The sequence below is a fragment of the Cellulomonas edaphi genome, from assembly GCF_030362815.1.
In the GTDB taxonomy this organism is placed as follows: Bacteria; Actinomycetota; Actinomycetes; order Actinomycetales; family Cellulomonadaceae; genus Cellulomonas; species Cellulomonas edaphi.
Genome location: NZ_JAUCGR010000002.1, coordinates 1,020,444 through 1,046,899, shown reverse-complemented (window position 1 = coordinate 1,046,899; position 26,456 = coordinate 1,020,444). Strand labels below are relative to the sequence as shown.

The following is a 26,456-nucleotide window of genomic DNA, read 5'->3' as shown; positions in this document are numbered from 1 at the left end:
CGATGCCCGGGTGAGTCCCCCCACCGAACGGCTCGTCGCCAACCGGGAGATCCCGGAGCACGTCCCGCTGCGCCCCACGGGCGACGTGCCCGTCATCGTCCGCGTGGTGTGGACGGACGGGACCGAGGAGTGGCGGCCGGCGCGTGCCGTCCGGTGGACGAGCACGCACGTGATGGTGGCGTGGCGGGACGACGAGCGGGACCCCCGCTCCGAACGGCACGAGTGGCTGCGCGCGGGGGACGTGGCGCGCTCGGTCAGCTGGCTCGTCGGCCCCGAGCGCGCGTCCCGCTGAGCGCGGCCGCCCGACGCCCGCCGCCAACCGCCCCGAGCGCGCGCCCGGCGCCCATCGCCCCGAGCGGGCTCACCGTGCGGGCGGCGCGGTGCTGCTGCGCACGATGAGGGGAGCGGGCACCACGACGTTCCGCGTGACGAAGGCCGCGGGGTCACGGATCTGCTCGACCAGCAGGCGCACCAGCTCCTGACCGACCTGGGCGAAGTCCTGTCGCACCGTCGTCAGCGGCGGCCAGAGGTGGCGGGCCAGGGGGATGTCGTCGAAGCCCACCACCGACACGTCGCCGGGGACGCTCCGCCCTGCCTCGTGCAGGGCGTGCAGCAGCCCGGCCGCCATCTCGTCGTTGGCGCAGAACACGGCGGCCACGGCAGGGTCGGCCGCGAGGTGGCGACCCGCGTCGTAGCCGGAGCGCGCCGACCAGTCGCCCTGCGCGGCGGACGGGACCTCGCGACCGGCCCGCTCCAGCGCCGCGCGCCATCCCGTCGCGCGCAGCTGCGCCGGGCCGGACTCCGGCGGACCGGCGAGGAGGTGCACGGTGTCGTGCCCGAGCTCCAGCAGGTGCTCGACCGCGCGGGCCGCCCCCGCGAGCTGGTCGGCGCCCACCGACGGGTGGTGGCCGACGAACCGTGAGTCCGCGACGACCACGGGGGTGCGACCCGGCAGGGCCAGGCTGGTGGGCGTCGTGGTCTCGGCGCGGACGATCACCAGGCCGTCCACGCTCTGGTTGCTGAGCTGCCGCAGCGCGGCCATGACGTCGTCCGACGACGGGGACGCGACGTCGACGAGGTTGACCGTGTAGCCCTCGCGCCGTGCCGCCTCCACGATCGCGTCGACCGTCGAGGACTCGCCGGTGCGGGCGAGCCGGTGCACCACGACGCCGATCGTGGCGAAGCTGCCGGTGCGCAGCGCGCGCGCCGCGCGGTTGGGCGAGTAGCCGAGCTGCTCCATGGCCGCGAGCACGCGCTGACGGGTGGCCGGGAGCACGTTCGGCGCCTCGTTGGCCACGCGCGAGACGGTCTGGGCCGAGACGCCGGAGAGCCGGGCGACGTCGCCGATCGACGGGCCCGGACGGCGCCGCGCCGCAGGGTTGCTCGTGGGTGCTGCCACGGCGCCGACGATAGACGATGTTCACGTGAACATCCAGCGTCGTTGCCGCACCGTCTGTGGGCGCCCTGGTGTAGCAGCAGGTCAGCCGATCCCGATTGACACGCACTGAGGGGCCATGACACGCTCGGTGCGCCGAGCATGATGACGTTAACACGCAGGAGGACCAGGTGTCTGGGGCGATTCGCGACGAGGCGCAGGGCGACGCCGCCACTGCGGGAGACCGCCCGGCCTCGGGCCCTCGGTTCACCTCGACCCGGCTCGCCGACGGACGAGAGCTCGTGTATGTCGACGACACCGAGCCGTACCTGTCGGGTGCCGCCACGCGACGCCGCGACGACCCACGCCCGCTTCTCGACCGGTTCGCACCGGTCCCCGGTCCGGAGGCGCGCAGCACCACCTTCGTCGGCCCCCAGATGCGTCGCGACCCGCTCACGGGCGAGTGGATCCCGATGGCGTCGCACCGCATGAACCGGACGTTCCTGCCGGCGGCGGACTCCTGCCCGCTGTGCCCCGCCAAGCCAGGGGCCGCGTACAGCGACGGCGAGATCCCCGACACCGACTACGACGTGGCCGTGTTCGAGAACCGCTTCCCGGCGCTCATGCAGGTCCCGGGGGAGTCCACCGAACCCAGCGCGCTCGACGGGGACGACCTCTGGCCGGTCCGCCCGGCGTCCGGCCGGTGCGAGGTCGTCTGCTTCTCGAGCGACCACGACGCCTCGTTCGGCGACCTGCCCGTGTCGAGGGTGCGCACCATCGTCGACACCTGGGCGCAGCGCACCCGGGCCCTGTCGGCGCTGCCCGGCATCGAGCAGGTGTTCGCGTTCGAGAACCGCGGGCGCGAGATCGGCGTGACGCTGCCGCACCCGCACGGCCAGATCTACGCGCTGCCCTACGTCACCCCGCGCACCACCGCGATGCTGCGCGAGGCCCGCGCGTACCGCGACCGGACCGGCGGCTCCCTTCTCGCCGACGTCCTGGCTGCCGAGCTGCGTGCCGGCGTCCGCGTGGTGCACGAGTCCGAGCACTGGGTGGCGTACGTGCCCGCGGCGGCCCGGTGGCCCGTCGAGGTGCATCTCGCGCCGCGCCGAGACGTACCGGACCTGCCGGCGCTCACCGACGCCGAGCGCGACGACCTCGCGGTCGCCTACGGCTCCCTGCTGCGGCGGCTCGACCAGTTCTTCGCCGATCCGCTGACCGGCGAGCCCATCCCGCTGCCGTACATCTCGGGCTGGCACCAGGCGGTCGTCGGCGAGGGCCGCGACCTGGGCCGCCTGCACCTCCAGCTGTTCTCCGTGCTGCGGGCGCCCGGCAAGCTCAAGTACCTCGCCGGCGTCGAGTCCGGCATGGCCGCGTGGATCAGTGACACCACACCCGAGCGGATCGCCGCCCGTCTGCAGGAGATCGCGCCGTGAACCAGGTCCGTGCATGGACGCTCGACGAGGGCGCCGAGCGTGCGCGCGCCTCCTACCGGGCGGCGTTCGGCGCCGAGCCGGACGGGGTGTGGGCCGCGCCCGGCCGCGTGAACCTCATCGGCGAGCACACCGACTACAACGGCGGCCTGTGCCTGCCGATCGCGCTCGCCCACCGCACCTACGTCGCGCTCTCGGCGGTGGAGGCTGCCGACGTCACGCTCGTCTCGCGCCAGGAGGCTGGTACCTGGTCGGCGGCGTTGGCCGACGTCGGCCCGGGCGCGGTGGACGGCTGGCCCGCGTACGCCGCGGGGGTCGCCTGGGCGCTCGGTCAGGACGGGCACGCCGTGGGCGGGTTCCGCGCCGCCGTGGACTCGTGCGTCCCGTACGGCGCGGGCCTGTCGTCGTCCGCGGCGCTGGAGTCGGCGTTCGCGATCGCCCTCGACGACGTGTTCGGACTGGGGCTGGGCGCTGACGACGAGGGCCGCCAGGCCTTGGCCGCGGCGTGCATCCGCGCCGAGAACGAGGTGGCGGGGGCGAGCACGGGCGGTATGGACCAGGCCGCCTCGCTCCTGAGCCGACCCGGTGGTGCGCTCCTGCTCGACCTGCGCGACGGGTCGCGCACGCCGATCCCGTTCGACCTCGCCGCGGCGGGGCTGGCCCTGCTGGTCATCGACACGCGTGCGCCCCACCGGCTCGTCGACGGGCAGTACGGTCAGCGACGGGCGACGTGCGAGGCGGCGGCGGCCCGGCTGGGCGTCCCGACCCTGCGCGAGGTCGCGCCGGCGGAGCTGCCGAGCGCGCTCGCGGCCCTCGACGACGTGCGGCTGCCCGACGGCTCGACGGTGCCGGCCGAGCTGGTGCGCCGGCGCGTGCGTCACGTCGTGACCGAGATCGGCCGTGTCGAGGAGTTCGTCGCGGCGCTGACCTCGGGCGCGGCGCGCGACGTCGGGCCGTTGATGGACGCGTCGCACGCGTCGCTGCGTGACGACTACGAGGTGAGCTGCCCCGAGCTGGACGTGGCGGTCGAGGCCGCGAGAGCGGCGGGTGCCCTCGGCGCCCGGATGACCGGTGGCGGCTTCGGCGGCTCGGCGATCGCGCTCGTCGCGGCGGACCAGGTGGAGGACGTCTCGGAGTCCGTGCGGGCGGCGTTCGTCGGGCGCGGCTGGGCCGAGCCCGGGACGCTGTCCGCCACAGGAGACGGCGCGGCGGCCCGCGTCCTCGACGACGCGGGGGAGTGAGATGAGCACGTGGCTGGTCACCGGCGGAGCCGGGTACATCGGTGCGCACATCGTCCGCGCGTTCGTCGGGCAGGGCCTGGACGTCGTCGTGCTCGACGACCTGTCGAGCGGGCACGCCTCGTTCGTGCCGGACGGCGTGCCGTTCGTGCGGACCACCATCCTCGACACGCCCGCGGTGGTCGCGGCGTTGCGGGAGCACGACGTCGCCGGCGTGGTGCATCTCGCCGGGTTCAAGTACGCCGGGGTGAGCGTGCAGCGCCCGCTGCACACCTACGAGCAGAACGTCACCGGCACGGCGAGCGTCCTGGCGGCGATGGCCGAGGCCGGCGTCGCGTCGCTGGTCTTCTCGTCGTCGGCGGCCGTGTACGGCACGCCGGAGACGGAGCTGGTGACCGAGGCGACGCCCACCGCTCCGGAGTCGCCCTACGGCGAGAGCAAGCTGATCGGCGAGTGGCTCATCCGCGACCAGGCGCGCGCCAGCGCCGACGGCCCGTTGCCGTTGCGGCACACGAGCCTGCGGTACTTCAACGTCGTCGGCTCGGGCGACGAGAGCGTGGTGGACACGAGCCCGCACAACCTGTTCCCGCTCGCGCTCGAGGCGGTCGCCGCCGGACGCCCCCCGACGATCTTCGGCGACGACTACCCGACGCCGGATGGCACCTGCGTGCGTGACTACGTGCACGTGGCGGACGTCGCCGAGGCGCACGTCGCAGCGGCACGGGCGCTCGACGCGGGACACGCCCTCCAGGCGGCGTACAACCTGGGCAGCGGCGACGGTGTCTCGGTGCGGCAGATCATGGCGGCGGTCGCGGCGGTGACCGGCAGCGATCTCGAGCCCACGATCGCCCCACGGAGGCCGGGGGACCCGGCCCGCATCGTCGCCTCAGGTGCGGCCGCGGCCCGTGACCTGGGCTGGGCGATGCGCCACGACCTCACCGAGATGGTGGCGAGCGACTGGCGCGCCCGCGGGAGCGCGTCCCGCTGACGTCCGGGGCGCGGCCGCGGGCTCCCTGGCGTCGGCCCGATGCGGCGGGGCTAGGAGCGGGCTGCCGCGAGCGCGCCGCGGCGGGTCCAGCCCCGGCGCGTGCGCGCGTTGCCCACGAGCCGGCACACCAGGTAGATCACGAACGACACGGTCGTGACGTAGGGGCTGATGGGCACGTTGCCGCCCAGCGCGAGCAGGATTCCCCCGACGGCGCTGGTCACGGCGAACAGCACGCTGAGCAGCGGCACCCCCACGGGAGAGGCGCTGATCCGGCTCGCGGCCGCGGCCGGCGTGATGAGCAGGGACAGCACCAGCAGGGCACCCACCACCTGCACCGCGAGCGCCACGGCGAGGCCGAGCAGCAGCATGAACGTGAACGACAGCGCGCGCGTGGGCACGCCGCGCGCGGCGGCGACGTCGGGGTCGATGCTCGCGAACGTCAGCGGTCGCCAGATGATCAGCAGGCCCGCGACGACAACCGCGGAGAGCAGCACGAGCAGCGACAGCCGGGTGTCGTCCACGGCCACGATCTGACCCGTGAGCAGGCCGAACTTGTTCGCCGCGCGCCCGGGGTACAACGACAGGAACAGCACGCCCAGGCCCAGCCCGAACGGCATGAGCACGCCGATGATGGAGTTCCGGTCGCGCGCGCGCGTGCCGAGGACCCCGATCAGCACCGCGGCGATGACGGACCCCAGCACCGAGCCGAGCACCACGTCGATGCCGAACAGCAGCGCCGCGGCGGCGCCGGCGAAGGACAGCTCGCTGATGCCGTGCACCGCGAAGGCGAGGTCGCGCTGCATGACGAACACGCCGACCAGGCCGCCCACGAGCCCCAGCACGGCGCCCGCGATGACGGAGTTGTGCACGAGCGCCAGCAGCTCGCCGTAGTTCTCGAAGCTGAACAGCCGCTGCCACCAGTCGTCGGACGCCGCCGCGGGCAGCGCGAGCACGGCGTTCACTCGCCCGCCTCGTCGACGTGGTGCGTGTGCTCATCCCCGCCCACGATCAGCACGCGTCCCTGCGAGTGCAGCACCTCGACGGGAGTGCCGTACAGCGAGGTCAGGTTGGCCGAGGTCAGCACCTCGTCGGGGGTGCCGATCGCGTGGCCGGCGGGCGCGAGGTACAGCACCCGGTCCGTCCAGGGCAGCACCGGGTTGATCTCGTGGGTCACGAACACGACGGCCGTGCCCGTGGCGCGCCGGGTCTCGTGGATCAGGGCGGTGACCTCGTGCTGGTGGCGCAGGTCGAGCGAGAGCAGCGGCTCGTCGCAGAGCAGGATGCCCGGCCGGGTGCCGAGCGCCTGCGCGATCCGCACCCGCTGCTGCTCGCCGCCGGACAGCATGCCGAGCGGTACGTCGGCGTACGACGAGGCTCCGACGGCCGCAAGAAGCTCGTCGACGCGCTCGCGGTGGCTGTGCCTGCCGGGTCCCCAGCGGTCGCCATCGATGCCCATGCGGACCAGGTCCCGTGCACGCACGGGCGTCGCCGGGTCGATGAGGCGCTGCTGCGGGATGTACCCCACGTCCTTGCTGCCGCGGCGCGCGGGCCGGCCGAGGATGCTCAGCGTGCCGCCGCTCAGCGGCTGCAGCCCCAGCACCGCGCGCAGCAGGCTCGTCTTGCCCGACCCGTTGGGGCCCAGGACGGTGAGGAAGTCACCGGGATGCAGCGTGAGGTCGAGGTCCGACCACACGGTGCGCTCCCCGTAGGAGAGGCTCGCGTCGCGCAGCTCGAGCGGGGCGTGCTCCGTCACGACGCCAGCGCTGTGCGCAGCGCGGCGAGGTTGGCCGTCATCCACGAGACATAGTCTGTGCCTTCCGGCAGCGTCTCGGTGACAGGCACCACGGGGACGCCGGCGTCCTTCGCCGCGGCGAGCACGGCGGCGGTCTGCGGGCCGGTGGTCTGCTCGTTGTAGACGAGCGCCGAGACGGCGCCCGAGGTGAACAGGTCCAGCGTGTCGCGCAGCGCGGCCGGCGGCACGTCGGTCTCGTCCTCGATCGCCTCCGAGAACTCGGCGGGGGTCTTGTTCACCAGCCCCGCGTTCTCGAGCAGGTAGAGCGGCACGGGCTCGGTGATGGCGACGCCCGCCCCCGCGTGGTCGGCCTCGACCTCCCCGGTGGCGGCGACGAGCCCGTCCACCTGGTCCGCGAACGCCCGGGCGTTGGCATCGTAGGTCGCGGCGTTCTCGGCATCGATCGCGCTCAGGCTGGTGGCGATCGCGTCGGCCACCTTGGTCACGGTCGGGAAGTCGTACCAGACGTGCTCGTTGAGCTCGTCGCCCGCGGCCGCCGCCTTGCCGGAGACGTCGACGGCGTTCACGACCGCGGGGTCGTTGTCGACCGCGTCGAGCATGGTGTCGACGAAGTCGTCGTACCCGCCCCCGTTCTCGACCACGAGCGCGGCCTTGGACAGCGCGAGCTGCGTCTGCGCGCTGGCCTCGTACGAGTGCGGGTCGGCGGACGGGTCGTCGACGATCGACGTCACCTGCACCAGGTCGCCGCCCACCTGCTCGGCGATGTCGCCGTACACGTTGGTGGACGCGACGACGCGCACGGCACCGTCCGACGACTGCGGCGTCGAGGCGGCCGACGAGCACCCTGCGAGCGCGAGTGCCGCGAGGGCGGCTGTGACGGCCAGGGACGCGGAGCGGGCGTTCGGCTTGGTCATGGCGGTCCTCGCGGCTGTGGGTCGGGCGGTTGTGACCGCGCCCGGTGCCGGTGACAGCTTCCCGATGGCGCGACGGTGCGACGCTATTGGGAACGACTATCAAAAGCAAGTTGGCCCACGGACCCGGCGGCGACGCGCCGCGGGGCCGCCCCGGCCGCCGCGGACGGCGGGCGCGAGGCGGCCCCGATGGTGCGACTCCCCGATGCCGCGGAGCCTGCGGCGGACCGGCCGGTTCAGGACCGGGCGCCGGGCAGCGTGAGCCGCGCACCCAGCGCGTGGGACGCGACGACGGCCGCTGCGCACACCAGGACGATGTCCTTGATGACGTACTGACCGACGATGGTCGGCCCGTGCGGGAACAGCTCGTGGAAGAACAGGACGAGCGGCGCCATGATGCCCACGAAGGCGCCGGCGAGCAGCACGAGGCCCGCCCGCAGGAAGATCCCGGTGATGAGGGTGAGACCGATGACGGTCTCCAGGATCGCCGTGATGAGCAGCGCCGCATCCGGCCCGACGATGCCGAACGTGAGCGCGTCAATCGTGCGCTGGGCCAGCTCGGCGGCGGGGCTCATGCCGTCGAAGAACTTGAGCGCCCCGAAGCCGAGGAAGACGAGCCCGAGGCTGATGCGCAGCGCCGTGATCGAGTACCGGGCGAGCAGCGCGGCGAGAGCGTCGAGCGGTCCTGCCACGCGCGGAGCGGGGCGGTAGGTGTTCGACGGGACGGGCGTGGACGCGTCGCGGCGCGGCGTGTTCGTGGCCAGGGTGGAGGACATGGTTGTGCCTTTCAGGTGGTCGCGCCCCGTGTCGGGGCCGTGGGCGTCCGTGATCTCGGACGGGGGCCGGCGGCCCGATCGGGCACGCACGATCGACCAGGAGACCCCGCACCGCGTCCTGATACGTCCGGTTTGCGCGGATCTGTCGTCCGCCCGGGCGCGGACGCGGGCGGCGCGAGCGGTCAGGCGGAGCCGCGCTCCACGAGGACGGGCTCGAAGATCGCCGCGCTGGGGCGCTGGTCCGGAGCGTCCAGCCGTTCCAGCAGGAGGCGTGCCATCTCGGCCGACATGGTCTCGATGGGCTGGCGCACGGTGGTGAGTGTCGGTCGGCACATGAGGGCGGCGGTACTGTCGTCGAAGCCCACGACCGCGACGTCGTCCGGGACGGACAGCCCGCGCTCCTGGGCGGCCAGGATGGCGCCGACCGCCATGTTGTCGTTCGAGGCGAACACGCCGTCCACCCGGTGCTGCGTCAGCAGCGCCTCCATCGCGGTCGCCCCGCTCTCGACGGAGAACGTCCCCGGCGCCGACGGCACGTAGGCCACGCCGTGCCGGGCCATCGCCTCACGGAAGCCCAGCAGCCGGTCCTCCGCGCCGGGGATGTCGAGCGGGCCGGTCACGATCCCCACCGACCGGCAGCCGCGGGCCACCAGGTGGTCGGCGGCGAGCGCGCCGCCGGCCCGGTTGTTGACGTCCACGTAGCTCAGCGGCAGCGGATGGTCCGGCCGGGAGAACAGCACGACGGGCAGCCCCGCGTCGGTGAGCATCTGGGGCAGCGGGTCGCCGGCCTGGGCCGACACGAGCAGCACGCCGTCGGCGCTGCCCTCGCGCACGTAGGACAGGACCCGGCTGCGCTCGTCGTCGGTCACGGCGAGCATGAGCACGGGGTGGATGTCGCGCGGCCGCAGGGAGCTCATCAGCCCGCCGGCGACGCGCCCGAAGAACGGGTCGGCCAGCAGCTCGCCCGGGCCCCACGGTCCGGCGCGGCTGGTGTCGCTGCCCGACACGACCACGAGGACGGTGTCGGACCGGCGCGTCACCAGGGACCGAGCGGCCCGGTTGGGCACGTAGCCCGTGCGTGCGATCGCGTCCGTGACGGCTTCGACGATGTGCGCCGCGACGCCCGGCTTGCCGTTCACCACGCGCGACACCGACGCCCTCGACACGCCCGCCACGAGCGCGACGTCCTCGAGGGTGCTCACGCGCGTCGGGGGGGCATCGTCCTGCACTCCCGCACGGTAGCGCGATGCCGGGGTCCCGGGCGCCGTGCCGCGGCGCCCGGGACGCGTCGGCCCTGGTCAGGGCCGGATCTGACCCGCCGGGGCGGTAGGCCGAACGGATGATGTGACCCTCGAACGGGTGCACTTGGGTGATTCATAGAGCGCTCTCTTGCGGCGGCTTGCGTCCGGTCGACATACTGCGAGCGCGCAGAGAGCGCTCTCTGTTGCGGGCACCGACGCCCGCCTGCGCACCCGCACACAGCCGTGCCCCGCACCTTGCCGCGCAGACCCCCGCGCGGAACTGGCGCCGCAGCCCGGCGTCGACAGCTCATGAACCACAGCGCGTGCCCCACCGGTCGACGTCGACCGGCACACGAGGAGGACTGATGACAGCCCTGGCCCCACCCGCAGCGAGGCGCCGCCGGCGCGCGAGCATCGCATCGATCGGCGTGCTCTCGCTCGTCGCCCTGACGGTCGCCGCCGCCGTGCTGCCCGCGGCCGCCGACACGCCCGTCCTGCTCTCCCAGGGCAAGACGGCGACCGCGTCGACGCATCCCGAGACGGCCGGTGCCGTCGTCGACGGCAACCTGCAGAGCCGCTGGGAGTCCGTCCACGACGTCGACCCGCAGTGGATCCAGGTGGACCTCGGCGCCTCCAGCAGCGTCGAGCGCGTCAAGCTGGACTGGGAGCGGGCGCGGGCGAGCGCCTACACCGTCGAGGTCTCGGCGGACGGGACGCACTGGGAGACGGTGCACACGGCGACCGCCGCGGACCCGCTGCTGCCGGGGTCGTCCAACCCGGAGCTGTACGAGAACGACATCGCGCTGCAGACCCCCGTGACCGGGCGGTACGTCCGCGTGAACGGCACCGCGCGCGCGATCGGGTACGGCTACTCGCTGTACGAGATCCAGGTGTTCGGCGAGACGGTCCCGACGCCGCCCGTCGAGCCCTCGGGCAAGACGGTCGAGGTGGTCGGCGGGAACGGGAGCTGGCAGCTGCTGGTCGAGGGCGAGCCGTACCAGATCAAGGGCATGACGTGGGGCCCGGACCAGGCGCACGCCGAGGACTACGTCGCCAAGCTCAAGGCGCTGGGCGTGAACACGATCCGCACGTGGGGGACCGACGCGTCGTCGGCCCACCTGTTCGACGTGGCCGCGGCGAACGGGATCCGCGTGATCGCAGGCTACTGGCTGCAGCCGGGCGGCGGACCGGGCAGCGGTGGTTGCCCCGACTTCGTCGTCGACGCCGCGGGCTACAAGGCGGCGGCCCTGGCCGACATCAAGAAGTGGACCACGGCGTACAAGGACAACCCCGCCGTCCTCATCTGGGACGTGGGCAACGAGTCCGTCCTCGGGCTGGGCAACTGCTACACCGGCGCGCAGCTCGAGGCGCAGCGTGATGCGTACACGTCGTTCGTCAACGAGGCGGCGGTGGCGATCCACGCGATCGACCCCAACCACCCCGTGACGTCGACCGACGCCTACGTCGGCGCGTGGCCGTACTACAAGAAGAACGCGCCCGCGCTCGACCTGCTCGCGGTCAACTCCTACGGCGCCATCGGCGACGTGCACGCGGCCTGGCAGGCCGGCGACTACGGCAAGCCGTACGTCATCACCGAAGGCGGACCCACCGGCGAGTGGGAGGTGCCGGACGACGCCAACGGCGTGCCGGTGGAGCCCACCGACGTGCAGAAGGCCGCCGGTTACACGCGAGCCTGGAAGGCCGTCACCGACCATCCCGGCCAGGCCCTGGGCGCGACGCTGTTCCACTACGGCATCGAGAAGGACATGGGCGGCGTGTGGCTCAACGTCCTGACCGGCGGCGAGAAGCGCCTGGGGTACTACGCGGTGGCGAAGGCGTACGGCGGCTCCGCGGCCGACGACAACTCCCCGCCGGTGATCTCCTCGATGACGGTGCCCACGGCGGCCGTGGCGCCCGGTGCGACGTTCACCGTGGCGGCGAGCGCCACCGACCCCGACGGCGACGCCATCACCTACGCCGTCGAGCTGTCGGGCAACTACGCCACCGGAAACAAGGCGCTGGTCCCCGCCACGTTCACCGCGAAGGGCGACGGCACGTTCGACGTCGTCGCACCGCAGGAGCCGGGCAGCTGGAAGGTGTACGTCGAGGCACGGGACGGGAACGGCAACCTGGGCATCGAGACGCGCTCGGTCAAGGTCCAGAGCGCGGCGGGCGTCAACGTCGCGCTCGGCAAGTCCGCGACGGCCTCGTCGTCGCAGGACCCGGCGTCCAACGGGGTGGACGGCAACACCGCCACCAAGTGGGGCAGCGCGCTCGACGGCAGCTGGAACGGCAAGGACGACGAGTGGTACCGCGTCGACCTCGGAGCGCCCTACGCCATCCACCAGGCCAAGCTCCTGTGGGAGGGCGCGGCCTACGGCAAGGACTACGACCTCGAGGTCTCGACCGACGGCACCACGTGGACCACGGTCGCGCAGCAGCGCAACCAGGTCCAGGGCACGCACACGGTCGACTTCACCGAGACCACGGCACGCTACGTGCGGATGAAGGGCATCCACCGCGGGTCCACGTTCGGGTACTCCTTCTACGAGCTCCAGGTGTTCTCCACCACCGGGCAGCCCGTCGGGGCGACGGACCCGACCGACCCGACGGACCCGACCGACCCGGGCACGCCCGTCGTCCCCGGCACGGGTGACCTCGTGTGCGGTCGCGACCTGGTGCGCGACGCGGGTGTCACGGCGACCGCGTCGCACGGCAACGGCCGGGACGCGATCGACGACAACGTCTGGTCCCGGTGGGACTCGGGCGTCGCGGAGACCCCCGCCGGCAGCGGCAACTGGGTGGGTCGTGACGGCGAGTGGATCCAGCTGGACCTCGGCAAGGTGGCGCCCGTCTGCGGCCTCAAGCCGTACTGGGAGGGCGCGTTCGCCAAGGACTACGACATCAAGGTCTCGACGGACGGGTCCACCTGGACCACCGCGGCCCGGGTGCGTGGACTGGGCGAGAAGGGTCCGCACGTCACGCGGTTCGAGCCCGTCCGAGCGCGCTACGTGCGCCTCGAGGCGGTGACGCGGGGCACGCAGTTCGGCGTCTCGATCTGGGACCTGGAGGTGTTCGAGGCGCGCAAGATCGAGCTCCCGACCACGGACCTGCTCGGATCGCACGTGCTCGTCTTCGACCCCTCGATGGACGGCAAGGACATCCAGGCGATCTTCGACTCCGTGTTCGCCGACCAGGAGAAGGACCAGTTCGGCGAAGGTCGCTGGCAGATCTTCTTCAAGCCTGGCACGTACTCGCTCGACGCCCGGGTGGGCTTCTACACCGCGATGTCCGGCGCGGGGCTCGACCCCACCGACGTCGAGATCCGGGGTGGCGACTGGGTCGACGCCGAGTGGTTCGACATGAACGCCACGCAGAACTTCTGGCGCTCGGCCGAGAACCTCGCGTACACGCCCACGGGCGGCACGGGGCACTGGGCCACGTCGCAGGCGGCTCCGCTGCGCCGGGTGCAGGTCAACGGCAACCTCCAGCTCGACTCCGGTCGGTACGGGTGGTCGTCGGGCGGCTTCATCGCCGACTCGAACGTGACGGGCTACGTCAAGTCGTTCACCCAGCAGCAGTGGTACGCCCGGGACAGCTCGGTCGGCACGTGGGCCGGCGGGGTGTGGAACTTCGTGTACTCGGGTGTCACGGGCAAGGTCTCCAAGGGTGACGGGCCGGGGGACCCCACGGCGACGCTGCCCGACAGCTACGGCGCGTTCCCGACCCCGCCGATCACCGCGGTGGAGCACACGGGCACGATCGCCGAGAAGCCGTACCTGTACCTCACGGGCGACGACGAGGGATCGGCGGCCGACTGGGCCGTGCGGGTTCCCGCCCTGCGGGACGGCACCACCGGCACCACCTGGAAGAACGGCACGACCCCCGGCGTCTCGCTGCCGCTGACGGACTTCTACGTGGTGAAGCAGGGCGCGACCGCGACGCAGGTCAACGCCGCCCTCGCCGACGGCAAGAACCTCCTGTTCACGCCCGGCGTGTACCGGATGGACAAGACGATCGAGGTCGCCCGCCCGGGCACGGTGGTGCTGGGCCTCGGCCTGGCCACGATCATCCCGACGGGTGGTGGGATCGGCATGCACGTCGCCGACGCCGAGGGGATCCGGGTCGCGGGGCTGCTCTTCGACGCGGCGGTGACCGAGTCGCCCGCGCTGCTCGTGGTGGGTGACAAGGACGTCCACGTCGACCACGCCGCGAACCCGATCGTGCTCAGCGACGTGTTCATGCGTGTGGGCGGTGCCGTGGCCGGCAAGGTCGACGCCGCGATGGTGGTCGACGCCGACGACACGATCGTGGACCACGTCTGGTCGTGGCGCGGTGACCACGGTGCCGGCATCGGCTGGGACCAGAACACCTCGGACTACGGGTTCGTGGTCAACGGCGACGACGTGTCGGCGTACGGCCTGTTCGTCGAGCACTTCCAGCGGTACAACGTGCTGTGGAAGGGCGAGAACGGCCGCACGATCTTCTTCCAGAACGAGCTGCCGTACGACGTCCCGGACCAGGCCGCGTGGAACCACGACGGCGTGAAGGGGTGGGCCGCGTACAAGGTCGACAGCTCCGTGGAGAAGCACGAGGCGTGGGGCCTGGGCTCCTACTCCAACTTCACGTCGGACACCGAGGCGGACGAGATCACCGTGGACGGTGGGTTCGAGGTGCCGAAGACGGCCGACGTGAAGCTGCACCACATGCTCGTGGTCTCGCTCGGTGGCGAGGGCATCTTCGAGCACGTGATCAACGGGGTGGGTGCGCGCAACGAGAGCTCGCAGACGATCCCCAGCTACGTGGCCGAGTACCCGGACCCCGCCAACCCGGGCGCCGGGATCGAGCCGCCGGCTGCGCCCACGGACCCGCGGACCAACCCGGAGACGGTGCCCTCCGACGACCCCACGGGGACGCCGACCGGTACTCCCACGGGGACGCCGACCGGTACTCCCACGGGGACGCCGACGGGTTCGCCGACGGGGACGCCGACCGGTACGCCGACGGGGACGCCGACCGGTACGCCGACGGGGACGCCGACCGGTACGCCGACGGGGACGCCGACGGCGACGCCGACCGGTACTCCGACCGCGGCCCCGACGGGTAGCCCCACGGGCGCGCCGACGGAGCCGTCGGAGCCGACCGCCCCCGCGGCGCCCGGCGACGTCGACGTCTCGGTCTCGACCCCCCGGGTCACGGCCGGGCAGAAGCTGACGATCGCGGCCGACGGCCTCCTCGCCGGCGAGGACGTGTCGGTGTGGCTGCACTCGAGGCCCGTGCTCCTGGCGCGGGTCCCCGCGGATGCCGCGGGCCACGTCTCGGTGGTCGTCACGGTGCCCACCGAGACGGCCGCGGGCGACCACCGGGTGGTCGTGGTCGGCGCCACCTCGGGTGCGGAGGGCAGTGCGGACCTGCGCGTGCTCGCCGCCGACGACCTCGCCGCGACGGGTTCGGACGCTCGAGGGCTCGCGCTCGCGGCGCTCGTCGCGCTGCTGGCCGGTGCGGCGTTCGTCGTGGCACGGAGCCGTCGCGGTGGCGCCTCGGCGTAGCACCCGGCGGACGATCGACAAGGCGGGGCGGGTGGCCACGGGTCACCCGCCCCGCCCTCGTCGTGCCGGGGTGTCGCGCCGCCGGGCGTCGTGCCGGGGGCCGTGCCGATGTCAGGCGTGCTCGAGGACGACCAGGGGGATGGTGCGCCCGGCCCGTGCCAGGTGGTCCAGGAAGAACGGGTAGGCGGCGGTGATGTCGGCCCAGAGGCGGTCGTGCTCGGCACCGCTCGCGACCACGGCGCGGGCGTCGAACTCCTCGTCGGCGAGCTCGACGTGCACGGCTGGGTCGGCCACCAGGTTGGTGCACCAGGCGGGGTCGTCGGCGGCGCCCATGTTCGACGCGATCACGACGTGGCGCGGGGGCGGCCCCGGGTCTACGTGGAACATCATCGGGGTGGTCCTGCGCTCGCCCGAGGTGCGCCCCGTCGTCGTGAGCAGCAGCAGCCGCTCGCGGTGCATGCCCTCGACCTCGCCGCCCGCGCGGAACTGCTCGATCACGCGCGCGTTGATCTCGCGTTGCTGGGCATCGACCATGAGCACATCGTGGACCCGGGCGGCGCCGGCCGCCTCAGGAGCCGACGGCGCGAGCTGCCTCCTCGATGCGCGCGCGGTACCGCGCCCACTCCTCCTCGGGCCGCTGGGGCATCGAGGGGTCGTCGGGCCTGCGCCCCGCCGCGCCGTCGATGAGCTCCCGCACGATGTCCGCATGACCCGCATGCCGGGCCGTCTCGTTGATCATGTGCACCAGGATCTGGTGCAGGGTCACGCTGCTGCGGTCGTCGGGCCACCACGGCACCGTCCCCGGCGCATCGAGCGGGAGGTCCTCGATCGCCGCGTCGGACGCCTGCGCCGACGCGTCGTGGAACGCGAGCACCGACGCCGTGCTCTCGTCGGCGGGCACCCACATGTCGGCATCGGGCTCGGCGTCCGGTTCGAACCAGGGGACGGCGATCGCTGCCGGTCGGCCGAACGTGTCGGTGAAGTAGCCGACCTGCACGCTCGCCACGTGCTTGATGAGCCCCAGCAGGTTGGTGCCCGTGGGCGTCAGCGGCCGCCGGGCGTCGTAGTCGTCCAGGCCGTCGACCTTGGAGCGCAGGTCGGAGCGGGCTGTGCGCAGGTGGTGGAGCAGGGTGGCTTTCTCGTCCATCGGACCACTGTGGGGGAACTGCCCGGCGTGCGCCTCTTGTTTGCGCGCGTGCCGGTCGGCGGCCGGTCGGGCGGCTGCGCGGCTGCGCCGCGCGTCGGGCCGGTCGCGCAGCTGCACGGTGCGCCGGCCGGCCGGCCGGGTCGCGCAGCTGCACGGTGAGTGGCGCGCGTCGGATGACGGGCTACGTCGGGCGCCGGGTTACGCCGCACGTCGGGCGACGGAGAGGGCCCACGCGATCAGCGGGACCTGCAGCGGCAGGCGACCCCATGCGACGGCCGGTCGTCCGGCCCAGGAGCGTGCGTCGGGCCGCGAGCGTACGGCCATCGTGACGTTGCCGGGGAACACGCCGACCAGCAGCGCGGCGGAGGCGATCCCGCCGGCCCGTCGCGTACCGGGCACGGCGAGCGCGCCGGCGCACGCCAGCTCGGCGACGCCGCTGCCCACCACCCAGGGGTCCGGGTCGCCGAGCCTGCGCGGGATCAGCGGGCGGAACACGCCCGGCTTGACCAGGTGAAGGGCGCCGGAGGCGGCGAGCAGCGCGGCGAGGGCGAGCGCGGGCCCGTGCTGGACGAGCTGGCGGCGCGCGGCGGCGAGGGTCGACATCCCGGCAACCTACGTCGGCCGGCGGCGGTGCGCTCCTCACCCGCCTTGCGGCGGCGGTGCGCTTCTCACCCGCCCGCGACGGCGCTGCGGACGGATCGTGCGCCCGGAGCCATCCATGACCACCTCGACTCCGAACCTCCATCGACCCGGTTTCGTCGACCGCCCCGGAAGGTGTCTGGTGCCCTACCTGCTGGCCCCGAGCTTCGCCCTGAGCCCGTCGCGCGCGCAGTTTGCGCGCACGTGGGGCACACTGGCGCGCGTGGTGCAGGCCCCCGAACCGACGAGCGACGCCCCCGATCTGCTCGCGGCCGTCGCGTCCGGGGAGCAGTCCGCGTTCGAGGAGCTCTACGACCAGCTCGAGCGCCCGGTGTTCGGCACCTGCCTCGGCGTTCTGCGCGACCCGGACCACGCCGCGGAGGTCGCCCAGGAGGTGTGGGTCGAGATCTGGCGCACCGCCTCGCGCTTCGACCCGCTGCGCGGCTCGGCCCGCACGTGGGTGGTCACCCTGGCGCACCGCCGCGCGGTCGACCGGGTCCGTTCGGTCCAGGCCCAGCGCGACCGCGACCAGCGCGTGCTCGACCAGAGCGGCGAGCGGCCCTTCGATGTCGTCGCCGACGAGGTCGAGGGGATGTTGGAGCAGGTCCGCGTGCGGGACTGCCTGAAGACCCTCACCGAGACCCAGCACCGCGCCGTGGTGCTCGCGTACTACGGCGGAAAGACGTACCGCGAGGTCGCGGACACGCTGGGCGCCGCCCTGCCCACCGTGAAGTCACGCATCCGCGACGGGCTGCTCCGGCTCAAGGGCTGCCTGGGGGTGGCGGCATGAGCGAGAACGACGACGCCCGCGCCGCCGGCGACGACGTGCGCTCCCTGCTCGGCGCGTACGCGCTCGACGCGGTCGACGACATCGAGCGCCGCGCCGTCGAGAGGCTCGTGGCGAGCGATGCCGAGGCCGCTCGCGAGCTCGCGGACCTGCAGGCCGTCGCGGCCCGCCTCGGCTCGGCCGTGGCCGCCGAGCCGCCCCCCGGACTGCGCGCCTCTGTGCTCGCCGCGGTGGCCCGCGAGGAACGCGCAGCGAGCGCCACCGAGGTGCCCCCCGGCGCCACGCCCGTCGTGCGCCCGGTCGGCACCACCGGGGCGTCGCCCGGTCCCGCCAAGCCGCGCGGCGCGCAGCGCTGGTGGTCGCTGGCCGCCGCCGTCGTCATCGGCGCGGCCGTGCCCAGCGCATTGCTCGTGCAGCAGCACCAGCGGGCCGAGGACGCCGCGAGCCAGCAGCAGGCGCTCGCCGAGATCCTGCGCGACCCGTCGGCCGTGCTCGTGCACGGCGACGTGGCCGGCGGCGGCACCGCGACCGCCGTGCTGGCCGCCGACGACGCCCTGTTCAGCGCGACCGGCCTTCCGGCGCTCGCGGACGGGAAGGTCTACCAGCTGTGGGTCGTCAGCGGTGACCAGGCGACGTCGGCCGGGGTGCTGTCCGCCGACGGCGGCACGGTGCGCCGCCTGGCCGACGACTTCTCGTCGGGCGACGCCCTCGCGATGACCGTCGAGCCGCAGGGCGGCTCTGCCCAACCGACCACCACCCCGGTCGTCGTCCTCACCCAGACCTGACCCACCCGCACCGCCCGCACCTCACCACCGCACCGCCCGCACCGCATCGCCCGCACCTCACCACCGCACCGCCCGCACCGCATCGCCCGCACCACCCGCACCGACCGCACCACCCGCACCACCCGCACCAACCAGCGGCCGCCCGTCGCACCGAGCGCGGGTCCTACGGCGCGACCGCGCGTGGCGCGCGACTAGCGCTCGCGCCGCGCAACCCGCGCTCGGCGCGCGTGCATTGCGCGGGCCCCACCGGTGCTCGGCGCACGCGCACGACGGGGCCGGCTGCGTCCGCTCGCACCCGCGCCCGTTCAGCTGCCGCGCGAGGGCGCCCGTCGCGCCGAACGCGGGTCCTACGCCGCGACCGCGCGTGGCGCGCGGCCAGCCCTCGTGCCGCGCAACCCGCGGTCGGCGCGCGTGCATCACGAAGGCCCCCGCCCGGTGCGCGTGCATGACGAGGCCGCGTGTCCGCTCGCATTGCGCCGCCCGGTCACCCTGCGGCGGGCTGCCCACCGAGCGTGGGTTCTGCGGCGCGAGCGCGCGTGGCGCGCGACCAGCGCTCGCACCGTTCGACCCGCGGTCGGCGCGCGCGACGGGGGCGCCGACCCGCGGTCGGCGCGCGCGACGGGGTCGCGGACCCGCGGTCGGCGCGCCAGCACGACCCCGCGGGACCCGCGGTCGGCGCACGCGGCGGGGCGCCTGGCCCGCGCCCGGTGGGCGGGCGTGACGAAGCCCCCGCGTCTCGTGGGCGCGGGGGCTTCGTCGGCGGGGTCACATGGTCGGCATGAGCACCGAGTCGATCAGGTAGACCGTGGCGTTGGCGGTGTGGACGCCGCCGCAGATGACCTTGGCGTCGTTGACCATGAGGTCGTCGCCGGAACCGGTGACCTTCACGGTGCCGCCCTCGACGGTCGTGTGCTCGCCGACGATCTTGTCGGGCGAGACCTGCCCCGGGACCACGTGGTACGTGAGGATCTTGGTCAGGGTGTCGCTGTCGGTCTTGAGGCTGTCGATCGTGGCGGGATCGATCTTCTTGAACGCGTCGTCGACCGGCGCGAAGACCGTGAACTCGTCGCCGTTGAGCGTGTCGACGAGGTTCACGTCCGGGTTGAGCTTGCCGGAGACCGCGGACACCAGGGTGGTCAGCAGCGGGTTGTTGGAGGCGGCGACCGCGACCGGGTCGGTCGACATGCCGGTCACCGAGCCGGGGCCGTCGGGGACGGCGGCGGCGTAGTCGGCACAGCCGGGGCCGACGAGATCCGCGGCGGGATCCATGGCGGGCGTCGTCGCGTCCGGCGTCTCCATGGCGGGCGACTCCATCGCGGGCGACGAGGCACCCGCGTCGGTGGAGGCGTCGCTGTCCGAGCTGCACGCCGTCAGGGCCAGGCCGGTGACGCCGGCGAGCAGCACGGCGGCGATACGGGTGCGAGCGGTGGTGCGCATGGTGGAACTCCTCGTCTTGAGCGAAGACCCCGGGGACGTCCCGGTGTCCACTGTCGAGGGGGGTTCGGGCTCCGTGCGTCGGCGGATGGGTCGACGGTGGGACGAGTTTTCGCACGGTCCGGCGGCCCATCCGGGCGGGCGGCGGGGCCGAACCTCGGCCATGGACCTGCTCACGCTCGCGCTCATCGGCCTCGTCGGAGGCCTCGTCACGGGCATCTCGCCGTGCATCCTGCCCGTGCTTCCCGTCGTCTTCTTCGCGGGCGGGGTCGAGAACGCCCGCCGCACGCGGACGGAGACCACGGTGGCCCGCGGGAGCGGTGCCGCCGGCGGGGTGGGCGTGATGGCCCAGCCGGCCTTCCTGTCGCGGACCACCCCGCCGCGTGCCGGGGACGCGGCGGGTGTCGCCCTCGCCGAGCGTCTGACCGAGACCGCGCACAGCCGCGGCGAGTCCGCGCGCCCGTACCTGGTCATCGCCGGGCTCGTCACGAGCTTCACGGCCGTGACGCTCCTGGGGACGCTCGCGCTCTCGCTGCTCGGGCTCCCGCAGGACCTGCTGCGGTGGGCGGGCATCGCGGTGCTCGCGATCCTGGGCCTCGGGCTGCTGGTGCCGCGCTTCGAGGAGATCATCGAGCGCCCGTTCCAGCGGCTCACCCCCAAGCGCGCGCCCGGTCAGGGCCGGGGCGGCTTCGTCCTGGGGCTCGGGCTCGGAGCGGTCTACGTGCCGTGCGCCGGTCCGGTGCTCGCGGCGATCACGGTCGCCGGCGCGACGGGAACGGTGGGCCTCGGCACCGTCGTGCTGACCGTGAGCTTCGCGATCGGCGCCGCCATCCCGCTGCTCGTCCTCGCGCTGGCCGGCCGGAGGGTCGCCGAGCGGGTGGCGGCCTTCCGCGCCCACCAGGGCACCGTGCGCAAGATCGGGGGCGCGCTCATGCTCGCCCTCGCCCTCGCCCTGTCCCTCAACCTCACCGATGCGATCCAGCGCGCGCTGCCCGGCTACACGGACACGCTGCAGTCGAGGATCGCCGCCGACAAGACCGTCCAGCGTCAGCTCAACCTCGGCGGCCTGACGACGGCGGAGAACGAGGGTCTGTCGCGGTGCTCCAACAATGCCGCGACGCTCGAGGACTGCGGCCCGGCGCCCGAGCTGCGCGGCATCGACACCTGGCTCAACACGCCCGGCGGTGAGGGGCTCACGCTCGCCGGTCTGCGGGGCAAGGTGGTGCTGATCGACTTCTGGGCCTACAGCTGCATCAACTGCCAGCGCTCGGTGCCGCACGTCACGGCCTGGGACAAGGCCTACGCCGACGACGGCCTCGTCGTGATCGGCGTGCACACACCCGAGTACGCGTTCGAGCGCGAGACGCGCAACGTCGTCGACGGCGCCAAGCGACTCGGCATCACCTACCCGGTGGCGCAGGACAACTCCTATGCCACCTGGACCGCCTACCGGAACCGCTACTGGCCCGCGCACTACCTCGTCGACGCGACCGGCCAGGTGCGCCAGGTCTCCCAGGGCGAAGGTGGGTACGAGCAGACCGAGAAGCTCATCCGGACCCTGCTCGAGGACGCGAACCCGTCCGTCGACCTGCCGGCCGAGACCAAGGTGGGCGACGCGACGCCACAAGGCGACATCACGCCCGAGACGTTCCTGTCCGTGAGTAAGCACCGCAACGTCGACGGTGACTACCGGGAGGGCCGGTTCACCGCGACGCTGCCGGCACACCAGCGGCCGGACACGGTCGCCTTCGGCGGCACGTGGACGAGCGACTACCAGGGCGCGACCGCCGGTCCCGGCGCCCGCCTGCGGCTGACGTACCACGCGGCCGTCGTTCAGGCGGTGCTCGGGGGTTCCGGGACGGTCGACGTGGTGCGGCGCGACGCGCGTGGCGCGGAAGTCGGCCGGGACACGGTGCAGGTCTCGGGGCCGCCCCGGGCCTACCCGCTGGTCGAGGGGTCGCGGGTCGCCGCGGGCACCGTCGAGATCGCGCCGTCGAAGGGGGTGCAGGCGTTCTCGTTCACCTTCGGATGACGGGGCCCGCTGGGTCCGAGCACCGGGTGACCGGACGGCCCGGGGCCGGACCGGACGTCACGAGCGAGGCGCCGCTGCGGACGCGGGTTCACGCGGCCAGAACTACGATGCGGTGCGCCGACCCCCGACCACGGCACTCCTCATGACGACCTCCCCGACAGCCCTCGCGCCGGCCCCCACGCCGCTCGCGCGCGGCGACAGACCCGCCCCCCGCCGTGACATCCAGGTGCTGCGTGCGCTCGCGGTCGCGCTCGTCGTCGTCTACCACCTGTGGCCGCAGAGCCTGCGCGGCGGGTACATCGGGGTCGACGTCTTCTTCGTCATCTCGGGCTTCCTCATCACCTCCCACCTGCTGAAGCACCCGCCCGCGCGGCCGCGCGACCTGGCCCACTTCTGGGCCCGACGCGTGCGCCGCCTCCTGCCGGCGGCGAGCCTGGTGCTGCTGGTGACCGTCGTCGCGAGCGCCGCGCTGCTGCCCAGCGGGCTCCTCATGCGCGCCGCCCACGAGGCGGTGCGCGCGACGTTCTACGTCGAGAACTGGTCGCTCGCGGACCAGGCGACCGACTACCTGGCGGCGGACAGCTCGCCCACACCGGTGCAGCACTTCTGGTCGCTGGCGGTCGAGGAGCAGTTCTACCTCGTCTGGCCGGTCGGGATCGGTGTCGTGGCGCTCGTCGGGCTGTGGCTGCGCCGGTCGCGCGCCGTCGTCGCGGTGGGGGTCGCCGCGGTGCTCGTGACGAGCCTGGTCTACGGGATCCGCCTGACCGGCGACGACCCCGCCCGCGCGTACTTCGTCACGGGGACGCGGATGTGGGAGCTCGCGCTCGGCGGGTTGGTGGCTGCGCTCGTCGTGCGCCGACGGCAGCCCGCCGCCCTGCGCGCAGTGGTCGCCTGGGGCGGCCTCATGGCCGTCCTCGTCGCGGCGTTCTGGTTCTCCGCCGGCACGCCGTTCCCGGGGTGGGCCGCGCTGCTGCCCACGGTCGGAGCGGCCGCGGTGATCTGGGCGGACGCCGACGATGCGTACGCGGGCCCGACCTCGTTGCTGGGCGGTCGGCCCGTCGTGGCGCTCGGGGACATCTCCTACTCGGTGTACCTGTGGCACTGGCCGCTCGTGGTGCTGCTCCCGTTCGCCCTGGGTGCGGTGCTGACGTGGCCGACGAGGCTCGCCGTGCTGGCCGCCTCCCTGCTGCTCGCCTGGGTCACCAAGGTGCTGGTCGAGGACCGGTTCCGCACCGACCGGCGGCTCACCGGGTCGCTCCCGCGCACGTTCCTGGTGGGTGCCGTGTGCATGGCGCTGACCGCCGGCGCGGCCACCGCAGCGGGCGCATGGGGCTCCGACCGGCTGGATCGTGAGCGGGCGACCTTCGCCGCGGTGCAGGCGACCGCTCCGGACTGCTTCGGCGCCGAGGCGGCCCGCGACCGGAGCTGCGACCTGGTGGGCGACAGGCTGTTCACGAGCCCGACCGTGGCGGCCACCGACACCCCCGACGTGTACCGCGACCTGTGCTGGAACAACGCGCCGTTCACGACGCGGCACGTGTGCGAGTTCGGCTCGTCGACGCCCGGCAAGCGCATCGCGCTGCTGGGCAACTCCCATGCCGGCCACTGGCTGCCGGCCCTGCAGGGACAGCTGGACCGCGAGGGCTGGCAGCTCTCCACGTACCTGGCGTCGGTCTGCTACACCGTGGACATCCCGGTGGAGATCCACAACGACGCGGCGAACGACGGCTGCGTCGCGTGGAACACCTGGGCGGTCGACGCGGTGATCTCGTCCGCGCCCGACCTGGTGATCATGTCCGACCGCACGTTCCAGCCGCTCGTCGGCGTGAGCGACGACGACAAGGTGGCGACGGCCGCGCAGGCGTACGCGCGCGTGCTGTCACGGTTCACGGACGCGGGGATCGCGGTGCTCGTCCTGCGTGACACGCCCGCCGCGGCCGAGAGCGCACCCGACTGCGTGGCGCGCGAGCGCTCGCGCTACGCGCAGTGCGCGGCCCCGGCCGACGTGGCCATCGAGCCGGACCCGCTCGCTGACGTGGCCGCGCAGGACACGACCGGCCTGGTGGACGTCCTCGACATCAACCACCTGATCTGCGTGGACGGCATGTGCCGCGACGTCGTGGGCGGCGTAGTGGTGCTCTTCGACTGGGGGCACCTCACGGCGACGTTCGCGCGAACCCTGCGCCCGGAGGTCGAGGCGGCGGTCGCCGCTCGCATCGGCTGATCGCGGGGACGGGCGTGCGGCCCGGCGACCGAGATCAGGCGTCGGGGTCGACCCGCGGCGCTCGGGGGGCGGTCGGCGGCACGGGACCGGCGTCCGCAGCGGGGCTCGGGCCGACGGGCACGGGCTCGGCGGCGGCGATCGGGGGCACGCCCGGTGCGCCCTCTCCGCGGCGCCGGCGCCACCGGCTCAGCGCCACGACGCCCGCGACGACGGCGCCGGCGAACGCGAGCCACGGCAGCAGGACGCCGAGCACGATGAGCACGCCCTTGACCGACGCCACGAACGCGTCCCACCCGACGGCGATGCCCGCGAAGAACGAGGTGGGTCCGTCGTCGCGGACCGGGGGTGGGGCCACGTCGGGGCCGTTGATCGTCACGGTGAGGGTGGACAACGCCACCTGGTCGGCCAGTCGCGAGCGCTCGGAGCGGAGCTTCTCGAGGTTCGCCTGCCGCTCGGTGAGGGCGCTCTCGGCGTCGATGATGTCCTTGCTCGTGGTGGCCCTGGCCAGCAGCGCCTGCATGCGGGCGATGGAGAGCTCGAGGGCGCGGATCCGTGCGTCGAGGTCCTGGGCAGCACCCGTCACGTCCGTGGCCTTGAGGTCGACCGACAGCACGGTGCCGAGCGTGCGGATGGCCGCCACGGTGGCCGTGATTTGGGTGGCCGGGACCCGCACGACGAGCGTCGCGCGGCCGCCCCACTCGGCCGTGCTGGCCTCCTCGGTGCGGTCGTCGACCCGGCCGCCCGCGCGCTCGACCTCCTGCACGACGGCGTCGGAGGCCTTGAGGGTGTTCTTGACCTTGAGCACGATGTCGCCGGTCTGGACCACCTGGCGCTGGTCCGCCGGGTCGGGCGTGCTGCCCTCGGCGATCCCGTCGACGGCCGGCGCCTCGGCGGGCTCACCGACGCTGCCGGCCGCTGTGTCAGGGACCGACGAGTCGCCTGCCTCGTCCGAGGCGGAGCACCCCGCGAGCAGGGTGGCGGCCAGCACCGTCAGCACCAGGCCGCCTGCCAGCAGGGGGCGTCGTCGGGACCGGCGGGAGGTGCGCGTCGTGGTCATGGCCCGACGCTAGGACCTGCGAGTTTACGGCAGGACGCGAATCGGTCGATCGTCGCGCAACGGTGACCTGACCGTCACAGGATCGGGACCGAGAAGGCGTCAACGGAACGCGTTCCCGGTGCGTAGGTCGGCCCTCACCGGTCGGCCCTCCGCGACGCACGGCCCTCCGCGACGCAGGCCGTCCGCGACGCAGGCCGTCCGCGACGCAGGACCGTCCGCGACGCTCGATCGTCAGGCGACCAGGTAGGCCTTCGCGACCCACAGGTGCTGGGCGGCGAAGGCGCGCAGCGGCGCCCATGCCCTGCCCGCGGCGGTGACCGCGCTCGCGTCCGCCACGCCGATCGCCTGTCGCAGCACCAGGTCGGCGGAAGGGAACGCGTCGCGGTCGGCGAGCACCCTCAGCGCCAGGTACTCCACCGTCCAGGGACCGATGCCGGGCAGCGCGAGCAGTCGAGCACGCGTGTCGGCATGGTCGACGTCGTGTGCCAGGTCGAGGCCGTCGGCGCACGCGCGGGCGAGGGACACGAGCGTGCGGGCGCGTGCGTGCGTGACGCGCACCGTCGCCTGCACCTCCTCGGCGCCCCGGCCGACCACCTGCTGCGGGGTCGGGAACATCGTGAGCCCTTCGGGTCCGGCGCTGCCGAAGGCTGCCGCGAACCTCCCGGTGAAGGTGCGCGCGGCGGCGAGCGAAACCTGCTGGCCCAAGACCGTCTGGACCGCCGCCTCGAACCCGTCGGGGTGGCCGGGGATCCGCATGCGAGGGCGGGCGCGCACGAGCGGCCCGATCAGGGGATCGCGCTCGAAGTGCCGGGACACCTGGTCCAGGTCGTCCGCGAGCCCGAACCAGCGGGTGGCCAGATCGGCGAGCTCGTCGTCAGACGCGGTCCCGTGTACTGAGCGCAGGCTCACGAAGTCGTCGGCGAGCCGCGCCTCGACGACGACCGGCCCGCTGGAGAGCCGCACGACCCGGCGGATCGAGCCATGTTCCCGGTCCACGACCTCGACACCGGGCACCGCGTGCGCGACGAAGCTCGCCAGCATCGGACCGGGCTCGAACGGGACGTCCACGGCCGCGAGTCTGCCGTGT

Annotated in this window: 21 protein-coding genes; 9 read left to right on the top strand and 12 right to left on the bottom strand. The window is 73.8% G+C overall.

The features are described 5' to 3' along the window. The first annotated feature begins 10 nt into the window (after positions 1-10). Positions 11-292, top strand: a complete 282-nt coding sequence (locus QRT05_RS10960; RefSeq protein WP_289447266.1) for a hypothetical protein — start codon at positions 11-13, stop codon at positions 290-292. A gap of 69 nt (positions 293-361) precedes the next feature. Here QRT05_RS10960 and QRT05_RS10955 read toward each other — a convergent pair whose 3' ends face one another. Further along, the gene (locus QRT05_RS10955; RefSeq protein ID WP_289447265.1) at positions 362-1,399 is read right to left on the bottom strand and encodes a LacI family DNA-binding transcriptional regulator; all 1,038 of its coding nucleotides are present in this window, start codon (positions 1,397-1,399) and stop codon (positions 362-364) included. A gap of 179 nt (positions 1,400-1,578) precedes the next feature. On the opposite strand from QRT05_RS10955, the gene galT reads away from it, so the two are divergent. The 3 genes from galT to galE are packed head-to-tail and all read left to right on the top strand — an operon-like array spanning position 1,579 to position 5,034. Continuing rightward, on the top strand, positions 1,579-2,811 hold the full coding sequence (gene galT / locus QRT05_RS10950; RefSeq protein WP_289447412.1) for a galactose-1-phosphate uridylyltransferase: 1,233 nt from the start codon (positions 1,579-1,581) through the stop codon (positions 2,809-2,811). Continuing rightward, positions 2,808-4,049, top strand: coding sequence for a galactokinase (gene galK / locus QRT05_RS10945; RefSeq protein ID WP_289447264.1), 1,242 nt, complete (start codon positions 2,808-2,810; stop codon positions 4,047-4,049). Before galT ends, galK begins: the two co-directional genes overlap by 4 nt. Position 4,050: 1 nt before the next feature. Further along, complete coding sequence (galE, locus tag QRT05_RS10940) at positions 4,051-5,034, top strand: UDP-glucose 4-epimerase GalE (protein WP_289447263.1); 984 nt, start codon at positions 4,051-4,053, stop codon at positions 5,032-5,034. A 50-nt stretch (positions 5,035-5,084) separates the two neighbouring features. Here galE and QRT05_RS10935 read toward each other — a convergent pair whose 3' ends face one another. From QRT05_RS10935 to QRT05_RS10915, 5 genes are all read right to left on the bottom strand, one after another. Continuing rightward, positions 5,085-5,987: a metal ABC transporter permease gene (locus tag QRT05_RS10935; RefSeq protein ID WP_289447411.1), complete on the bottom strand. Its 903-nt coding sequence runs from the start codon at positions 5,985-5,987 to the stop codon at positions 5,085-5,087. A gap of 5 nt (positions 5,988-5,992) precedes the next feature. Beyond that, entirely contained in the window at positions 5,993-6,787 is a 795-nt protein-coding gene (locus tag QRT05_RS10930) for a metal ABC transporter ATP-binding protein (protein WP_289447262.1), read from the bottom strand. Further along, the gene (locus QRT05_RS10925) at positions 6,784-7,701 is read right to left on the bottom strand and encodes a metal ABC transporter solute-binding protein, Zn/Mn family (protein WP_289447261.1); all 918 of its coding nucleotides are present in this window, start codon (positions 7,699-7,701) and stop codon (positions 6,784-6,786) included. Before QRT05_RS10925 ends, QRT05_RS10930 begins: the two co-directional genes overlap by 4 nt. Before the next feature lie 233 nt (positions 7,702-7,934). Beyond that, entirely contained in the window at positions 7,935-8,474 is a 540-nt protein-coding gene (locus tag QRT05_RS10920) for a DoxX family protein (RefSeq protein ID WP_289447260.1), read from the bottom strand. A gap of 182 nt (positions 8,475-8,656) precedes the next feature. Beyond that, positions 8,657-9,703 carry a LacI family DNA-binding transcriptional regulator gene (locus tag QRT05_RS10915; protein WP_289447259.1) on the bottom strand — a complete coding sequence of 349 codons (1,047 nt, stop codon included), beginning with the start codon at positions 9,701-9,703 and terminating at the stop codon, positions 8,657-8,659. Positions 9,704-10,080: 377 nt separating this feature from the next. Here QRT05_RS10915 and QRT05_RS10910 point away from each other — a divergent pair, with 377 nt between their 5' ends. Next, positions 10,081-15,264: a discoidin domain-containing protein gene (locus QRT05_RS10910; protein WP_289447258.1), complete on the top strand. Its 5,184-nt coding sequence runs from the start codon at positions 10,081-10,083 to the stop codon at positions 15,262-15,264. A 111-nt stretch (positions 15,265-15,375) separates the two neighbouring features. On the opposite strand, the gene QRT05_RS10905 is transcribed toward QRT05_RS10910, so the two are convergent. The 3 genes from QRT05_RS10905 to QRT05_RS10895 all read right to left on the bottom strand — a co-directional run bounded on the left by QRT05_RS10905 (position 15,376) and on the right by QRT05_RS10895 (position 17,014). Then, positions 15,376-15,798 carry a nitroreductase/quinone reductase family protein gene (locus tag QRT05_RS10905; protein WP_289447257.1) on the bottom strand — a complete coding sequence of 141 codons (423 nt, stop codon included), beginning with the start codon at positions 15,796-15,798 and terminating at the stop codon, positions 15,376-15,378. Between the two features lie 34 nt (positions 15,799-15,832). After that, positions 15,833-16,411 (bottom strand): DinB family protein, encoded by a 579-nt coding sequence (locus tag QRT05_RS10900; protein ID WP_289447256.1) that lies wholly within the window; start codon positions 16,409-16,411, stop codon positions 15,833-15,835. Positions 16,412-16,609: 198 nt separating this feature from the next. After that, positions 16,610-17,014 (bottom strand): DoxX family protein, encoded by a 405-nt coding sequence (locus tag QRT05_RS10895; protein ID WP_289447255.1) that lies wholly within the window; start codon positions 17,012-17,014, stop codon positions 16,610-16,612. Positions 17,015-17,192: 178 nt separating this feature from the next. Here QRT05_RS10895 and sigK point away from each other — a divergent pair, with 178 nt between their 5' ends. Both sigK and QRT05_RS10885 read left to right on the top strand, forming a co-directional pair. After that, entirely contained in the window at positions 17,193-17,840 is a 648-nt protein-coding gene (gene sigK / locus QRT05_RS10890) for an ECF RNA polymerase sigma factor SigK (RefSeq protein ID WP_289447254.1), read from the top strand. Further along, on the top strand, positions 17,837-18,622 hold the full coding sequence (locus tag QRT05_RS10885) for an anti-sigma factor (protein ID WP_289447253.1): 786 nt from the start codon (positions 17,837-17,839) through the stop codon (positions 18,620-18,622). The genes sigK and QRT05_RS10885 overlap by 4 nt, the downstream gene beginning before the upstream one ends. Before the next feature lie 765 nt (positions 18,623-19,387). Here the strand turns inward: QRT05_RS10885 and QRT05_RS10880 are convergent. Continuing rightward, entirely contained in the window at positions 19,388-20,059 is a 672-nt protein-coding gene (locus tag QRT05_RS10880) for a fasciclin domain-containing protein (RefSeq protein WP_289447252.1), read from the bottom strand. Between the two features lie 160 nt (positions 20,060-20,219). On the opposite strand from QRT05_RS10880, the gene QRT05_RS10875 reads away from it, so the two are divergent. Together QRT05_RS10875 and QRT05_RS10870 are read left to right on the top strand one after the other, a co-directional pair. Further along, entirely contained in the window at positions 20,220-22,088 is a 1,869-nt protein-coding gene (locus QRT05_RS10875) for a cytochrome c biogenesis protein DipZ (RefSeq protein WP_289447251.1), read from the top strand. A 142-nt stretch (positions 22,089-22,230) separates the two neighbouring features. Further along, on the top strand, positions 22,231-24,312 hold the full coding sequence (locus QRT05_RS10870) for an acyltransferase family protein (RefSeq protein ID WP_289447250.1): 2,082 nt from the start codon (positions 22,231-22,233) through the stop codon (positions 24,310-24,312). Positions 24,313-24,346: 34 nt separating this feature from the next. Here QRT05_RS10870 and QRT05_RS10865 read toward each other — a convergent pair whose 3' ends face one another. Both QRT05_RS10865 and QRT05_RS10860 read right to left on the bottom strand, forming a co-directional pair. Beyond that, a complete protein-coding gene (locus QRT05_RS10865) occupies positions 24,347-25,369 on the bottom strand; it encodes a DUF4349 domain-containing protein (protein ID WP_289447249.1) in 1,023 nt (340 codons plus the stop codon). 231 nt (positions 25,370-25,600) lie between these two features. Next, positions 25,601-26,437, bottom strand: coding sequence for a DNA-3-methyladenine glycosylase family protein (locus QRT05_RS10860; RefSeq protein ID WP_289447248.1), 837 nt, complete (start codon positions 26,435-26,437; stop codon positions 25,601-25,603). Positions 26,438-26,456 lie beyond the last annotated feature (19 nt).

Bases quoted from the DNA above. Each gene is read 5' to 3' on its own strand.
- QRT05_RS10920 (WP_289447260.1), bottom strand. From the start codon at position 8,474: ATGTCCTCCACCCTGGCCACGAACACGCCGCGCCGCGACGCGTCCACG.
- QRT05_RS10880 (WP_289447252.1), bottom strand. From the start codon at position 20,059: ATGCGCACCACCGCTCGCACCCGTATCGCCGCCGTGCTGCTCGCCGGC.
- galE (WP_289447263.1), top strand. From the start codon at position 4,051: ATGAGCACGTGGCTGGTCACCGGCGGAGCCGGGTACATCGGTGCGCAC.
- QRT05_RS10885 (WP_289447253.1), top strand. From the start codon at position 17,837: ATGAGCGAGAACGACGACGCCCGCGCCGCCGGCGACGACGTGCGCTCC.
- QRT05_RS10900 (WP_289447256.1), bottom strand. From the start codon at position 16,411: ATGGACGAGAAAGCCACCCTGCTCCACCACCTGCGCACAGCCCGCTCC.
- QRT05_RS10895 (WP_289447255.1), bottom strand. From the start codon at position 17,014: ATGTCGACCCTCGCCGCCGCGCGCCGCCAGCTCGTCCAGCACGGGCCC.
- QRT05_RS10865 (WP_289447249.1), bottom strand. From the start codon at position 25,369: ATGACCACGACGCGCACCTCCCGCCGGTCCCGACGACGCCCCCTGCTG.
- QRT05_RS10905 (WP_289447257.1), bottom strand. From the start codon at position 15,798: ATGGTCGATGCCCAGCAACGCGAGATCAACGCGCGCGTGATCGAGCAG.
- QRT05_RS10875 (WP_289447251.1), top strand. From the start codon at position 20,220: ATGGACCTGCTCACGCTCGCGCTCATCGGCCTCGTCGGAGGCCTCGTC.
- QRT05_RS10910 (WP_289447258.1), top strand. From the start codon at position 10,081: ATGACAGCCCTGGCCCCACCCGCAGCGAGGCGCCGCCGGCGCGCGAGC.
- QRT05_RS10925 (WP_289447261.1), bottom strand. From the start codon at position 7,701: ATGACCAAGCCGAACGCCCGCTCCGCGTCCCTGGCCGTCACAGCCGCC.
- QRT05_RS10870 (WP_289447250.1), top strand. From the start codon at position 22,231: ATGACGACCTCCCCGACAGCCCTCGCGCCGGCCCCCACGCCGCTCGCG.